Annotated in this window: 5 protein-coding genes and 1 pseudogene; 1 reads left to right on the forward strand and 5 read right to left on the reverse strand. The window is 71.0% G+C overall.

Annotated elements, in window-relative coordinates; all coding sequences use genetic code 11:
• Positions 1–138: 138 nt before the first annotated feature.
• Positions 139–846, forward strand: a pseudogene (locus CCN35_RS04490) (uroporphyrinogen-III synthase); the annotation flags it as partial.
• A 198-nt stretch (positions 847–1,044) separates the two neighbouring features.
• Here CCN35_RS04490 and CCN35_RS04495 read toward each other — a convergent pair.
• The 5 genes from CCN35_RS04495 to CCN35_RS04515 form a co-directional block, all read right to left on the reverse strand.
• Positions 1,045–1,632 carry a TetR/AcrR family transcriptional regulator gene (locus CCN35_RS04495; protein ID WP_086791585.1) on the reverse strand — a complete coding sequence of 196 codons (588 nt, stop codon included), beginning with the start codon at positions 1,630–1,632 and terminating at the stop codon, positions 1,045–1,047.
• Between the two features lie 79 nt (positions 1,633–1,711).
• Positions 1,712–2,428 carry an ABC transporter ATP-binding protein gene (locus CCN35_RS04500; protein ID WP_067395109.1) on the reverse strand — a complete coding sequence of 239 codons (717 nt, stop codon included), beginning with the start codon at positions 2,426–2,428 and terminating at the stop codon, positions 1,712–1,714.
• A complete protein-coding gene (locus CCN35_RS04505) occupies positions 2,425–3,552 on the reverse strand; it encodes an ABC transporter permease (RefSeq protein WP_067395113.1) in 1,128 nt (375 codons plus the stop codon). The genes CCN35_RS04500 and CCN35_RS04505 overlap by 4 nt, the downstream gene beginning before the upstream one ends.
• Before the next feature lie 615 nt (positions 3,553–4,167).
• Entirely contained in the window at positions 4,168–4,428 is a 261-nt protein-coding gene (locus tag CCN35_RS04510; RefSeq protein ID WP_086791587.1) for a DUF397 domain-containing protein, read from the reverse strand.
• The coding region (locus tag CCN35_RS04515; RefSeq protein ID WP_086791589.1) for a helix-turn-helix domain-containing protein at positions 4,425–5,188 on the reverse strand (764 nt) is incomplete at its 5' end. The genes CCN35_RS04510 and CCN35_RS04515, both read right to left, overlap by 4 nt.

Below are 5,188 nucleotides of genomic sequence, written 5' to 3' on the forward strand. Positions count from 1 at the left end.
CCGCGCCGACTCCCGCCGTCGTGCCCGCCGAGTCGCGCTTCTCGGTGCCGTTGTCGGCGACCCGTCGTGGCGCCCGGCTGGCCAGGCTGCTGGCGGCGGAGCACCTGCGCAGATGGGGGCTGCCGTTGGACCCGGCTCGGCTGGAAGGTCCTGGTGCCGCGCACCAAGGAACAGGCGCCCGCGCTCTCCGAGCAGTTGCGCTCCTACGGTGCCGTGCCGCACGAGGTCCCGACGATTGCCGTCGAGCCGCCGCGTACGCCCCAGCAGATGGAGTGCGCGGCCAAGGCCCTGATCGACTTCGGGGTGCGGCCGGACCTGGTTCCCAGCGGTGAGCAGTCGGCGCGCGGGCTGGTGGAGGACTGGCCTCCGTACGACCCGGTCTTCGACCCGATCGACCGTGTCTTCCTGCCACGTGCGGACATCGCCACGGAGACGCTGGTCGCCGGTCTGGTCGAGCTCGGCTGGGAGGTCGACGACGTGACCGCCTACCGCACGGTGCGGGCCTCTCCTCCGCCGGCCGAGACCCGGGAGGCCATCAAGGGCGGCGGCTTCGACGCGGTGCTGTTCACCTCGTCGTCGACGGTGCGGAACCTGGTCGGCATCGCGGGCAAGCCGCACAACGTGACGGTGATCGCCTGCATCGGCCCGGCGACGGCCAAGACCGCCGAGGAGCACGGTCTGCGCGTGGACGTGATGGCTCCCGAGCCCTCGGTCCACAAGCTGGCCGAGGCCCTGGCCGACTTCGGCGCCAAGCGCCGCCTGGCGGCCCTGGCGGCGGGCGACCCGGTCACCCGCCCGAGCGAACGCCGCCCGGGCGCCCGGAGGCGCCGCAGCACGTCGACCTGACGTCCGCAAGGCCGTGAACGTGAGGGCGGAACGCGCCGCAGGGCGCGTTCCGCCCTCACGCGTCTCGGCGGGGGCGGGCGACAAGTGGCGGATATGGGCCAACGAGGGGCCTGAAGCCCGCAGACGGCAGGCTCGGACCTGGCCCGCATCCGCCACTCGCAGGGGCGGACGCCTCCGGGACCGGCGGGAACGCCCGCTTCAGCGCCCCGTCTTGGGGGCGAGACAGCGGCGTACGAGAGTGAGAGTGCGTTCCGTCACGGTGTCGAGCGGGGCGCCGCGTTCGAGGGCGGCGAGGGCCATGTGCAGCATCCCGGCGATCAGGTCGGCCGTGAGCACGGGGTCGGGGGTGCCGAGCTGCCGGACGGCTGTGCGGAACGGCTCGACGTGCTCCGCGTGGAGTTCCATCAGCCGTTCCTGGCAGGCGGGGGGAAGGCCGGCGCTCATCAGGGCGACGGCGGGCCGGTGTGCGCCCTCGGCGCCGAGGCGGAGGCTTTCCCTGAAGAACGCCTCGATGCGTTCCATCGGGTTGTTCGCGGTGGCCATGGCGCGGGCTATCGCCTCGTTGGAGCGCCGGAAGGCCTCCTCCGTGATGGTGGCCAGGAGGGCCGCCGAGGAGTCGAAGTACTGGTACACGCTGGAGCGGGCCAGACCCGCGCGGGCGCCGACCGCCGCCGGGGTGACGGCGGCGGCGCCCTCGTTCACCAGGATGTCGATCGCTGCCTCGATCAGTGCCTCGCGCTGCTGGGCACGGTGCTCGGCGACGGTGGAGGCATTGATCTTCGGCATACGGGGCGGACTCCTGGAAGGCGGACGGAGCCGGAGTGAAGCGCCGGTCCGCGGCTGGGGTGCCGGTCTGCGGCTCCGGTCAGGACAGGCGACCGTCGACCATCTCGTGGACCCGGTCGGCGGCGTCCATTATCGCCGTGTCGTGGGTGACCATGACCGTGGCCGTGCCGTGCTCATGGGTCTGCTCGGCGATCAGCCGCACCGCCTCGGCCGAACGCGCCCGGTCCAGGGCGGAGGTGGGTTCGTCCACCAGCAGCACCGCGGGAGAGGTCATCAGGGCCCGGGCCAGCCCCGCGCGCTGGCGTTCGCCTCCGGACAACTGGTGCGGGCGGGAGCCGGCGCGGTGCGTGAGATCGACCGCCTCGAGGAGTTCGTCGGCCCGGGCCCGGGCCGCGGCGTCGAGACGGCCGTCGATGTGCAGGGGCAGCAGAAGCTGTTCCCTGACCGTCAGGGAGGCCAGCAGATTCGACTGCTGGAAGACGAAGCCGATGTGACGGCGGCGCGCCGCGGTGCGCTCCTTGTCCGACAGGGCGGTCAGTTCGGTGCCGGCGACGTGCACGGTGCCCGAGGTGGGCCGCTGAAGGCCGCCGGAGACGGCGAGGAGGCTGGACTTGCCGGAGCCCGAGGGGCCGACGACGACGACGAATTCGCCGGGGGCGACGGTCAGGCTGACGTGGTCGAGGGCGGTGACGGCGGTGTCGCCGTCCCCCAGGACGAGGGTGACGTCGTCCAGGCGCAGTCCGCCGGAGCCCGCGGCGTCCGGGGCGGCTCGGTGATCGGTGGAGGGCGTGGTCATCGGGCGGCTCCCAGAGCGGTCAGGGGGTCGACGGCGGTGATGCGGCGGACGGCGACGGCGGCGCCCACGGTTCCGAAGCCGATCAGAAGACCGGCGGAGGTGGCGATGGCCGGGGCGGAGAGCGAGAAGGGGGCCTTGCCGACCATCGCGCTTCCCAGGGCCAGACCGACGGCGGTGCCGACGGCCGTGGCGCCGACGAGCACGACGACGACCTGGGCGAGCGCGTCGCGCAGGATGTATCCGGTGGGGGCGCCGAGCGCCTTCAGCAGGGCGATCTCGGCCTTGCGCTGGACCGTCCAGACGGTGAAGAACGCACCGACGACCAACGCGGAGATGGCGTACAGGAAGCCCTTGATCAGGGCCATGGTGCTCGACTCGGCCGCGTAGCCGGGAGAGGCGTCGAAGGTGGCCTCCTTGGTGTCGGCGCGGGTGGCGGTCGCCTTCTCCACGGCGCTGACGTCGGCGCCCGGCTTCAGGGTCAGGGCGACGGCCGTGGCCTGCTGGCGCGCGGCCTCCGGCAGGTCGCCCGGCAGGCCGTAGTGCAGATGACGCCAGGTGTCGAGGTCGGCGTAGACGACGCCGATGTGGCCGTAGGAGATGGCTTCGTCGACCAGGCCCACGACCTTCATCCGCACCTTGCTCCTGTCCGCGGTCAGGACATCCCCGATCTCCACCCCCTGGTCGGCGATCTCCTGGGTGATCACGATGCCCGCACCGCCTTCCTCCAGGCCCTTGCCCCGGCTGGGACGGGGGGCCAGGGAGGAGTCCGGTTCCATGCCGAAGACGGCGAGGTTGACCTGCGTGCCCTTCCGGGCGCCCTGGGTCACCTGGGCGTCGATCAGGGTGTTCCCGAAGGGCTCCGCCCGCTCCACGCCCGGGGCCTCGGCCCATGCCTTCCAGTCCTCCTGTTCCACGGTCGAGCGGGAGAACTGTTCGCTGGTCGCCTTCTCGTTGAAGGCCATGTGGGTCACGGGCAGCGCACGCAGACCGGATATGCCGGCGTCCGCCAGGCCGGAGGCAAGGCCGGACAGCAGTACGCCGAGCACGGCGATGAGCGCGACCACCGCACCCATCAGGGCGAAGCGACCGCGGGCGAAGCGCAGGTCGCGTAGGGCAAGGAACACGGGAACTCCGAGCGATGAGGGCGAGGGGCGCGACAGTGGGACATGCCGGCCCTTTACCTGAACTTGACGACGTTGGTGTCGGCATCTTATCCGACTTGCCGACATGCCTGTCGGCAAGCCCTGTGCGTACCGTGCGCACCGGCCGGACGCCCCGGTGGACCGGCGTCCCCGCGGAGGTGATGCGACTCCGTGGGGGCCTGGACTTCACAGGGGCTCTGTGCCGGGCTCGCCGACGGGGGGAGGGTGCCGGGAAGTGGGCCGCCGAAGGGGCGGCCAGGAACGTGGCCATGGAGGGGCCATGGAGGGGGTGGTCGAGGGCTTCGGCGTGCGCTTCAGGGGCCGTGCGCTTCAGGGGGCTCGCAGCGTGAAGATGCGCTCGCTCGACGCACGCGGCAGGGCCGTACGACGACGCCCGGATCCGCTTGGAGGGCTGCTTGCCGCTTCGTCGTGGCTCAGAGAGAGCAGCAGGGCCTTGGTAAGGGGTGCCGTGACTGCGGGGATTGCGGGACGTCGCGGCAGGCGAGGGGCGGGGCAGTGCGGCGGGTGGGAGCTCGGCCGGGAGAGGGTGACGGCGGAGCGCCTTTCCGTGGGGCGCTCCGCCGTGTGTCGCCTTCGTCAGTGCCCGGAGGCGTACGGCAGGAAGGCCGTCCAGGCGGTGGGGGTGAGGGTGAGACGGGGGCCGTGGGGGTTCTTGGAGTCGCGGACGAGGATGCGGTCGGGGACGGTTGCCACCTCGACGCAGTCGGGACCTTCGGCCGTGCTGTAGCTGCTCTTCCTCCAGGCCACTTCGACGCAGTCCGGTCCGTCTGCCGTGCTGTAGCTGCTCTTTGTCCACGCAGAGTCGGGATTGGCTCCGCTGTAGGGCTTGAGGGTCATGTCTCTCCAAGCGCTTTCTCGATGAGGGCCATCGACTCTCGCGGGCTGAGAGCCTGTGCCCGGATAGTCCCATAACGCATGTCGAGGAGCTGTACTTCTTTCGGATCGGTGATCACGCGACTGATGTGCTGAACCTCGACGTGCCCGACCGTTGTGCCGTCCTTGAGCCTGAGCAATCTGAACGATCCCGCGAGACCCGAGTTCTCCTCACGGTCCAGTGGAAGCACTTGGAGGTCGACATTGCTGAACTGACCGACCTCCAGCAATCGTTCGAGTTGCCCGCGCATCACCATCTTGCCCCCGATGGGCCGACGGAGCGTCGACTCGCATTGGACAAAGCTGAAGAAGGGGCGGGCCGTCGTGTCGTCGACGATCTCCTGACGCGCCACGCGGGCCGACAGCCGCTGTTCGAGCTCGCTCGCTGAGAAGGGAGGCCGACGGGCGCTGAACACTGCCCGCGCGTACTCCTCCGTCTGCAACAGCCCGTGGATCACGGAGTTGTTGTAGGCGCCCAGCTCGACGGCCTCTGCCTCCAGCTTTTTCAGGTCCCGTACCTTCTTCGGGTACCGGGCCTGCGCCACGTCCTCCTTCATCGCCGAGATCTTGCCGCCCGCGTTCAGGGCCTCGTCCGCCGCGTCCAGGTACTCGGGGCGGGGGATCCGCCGTCCCCGTTCCACGGAGGAGACCAGCTCCTGCCCGTATCCGATGGCCGCCCCGAACTCTGCCTGGGTCATGCCGACGGACTCCCGCCACAGCTTCA

The organism is Streptomyces thermovulgaris (genome assembly GCF_002155915.1).
GTDB lineage: Bacteria > Actinomycetota > Actinomycetes > Streptomycetales > Streptomycetaceae > Streptomyces > Streptomyces thermovulgaris.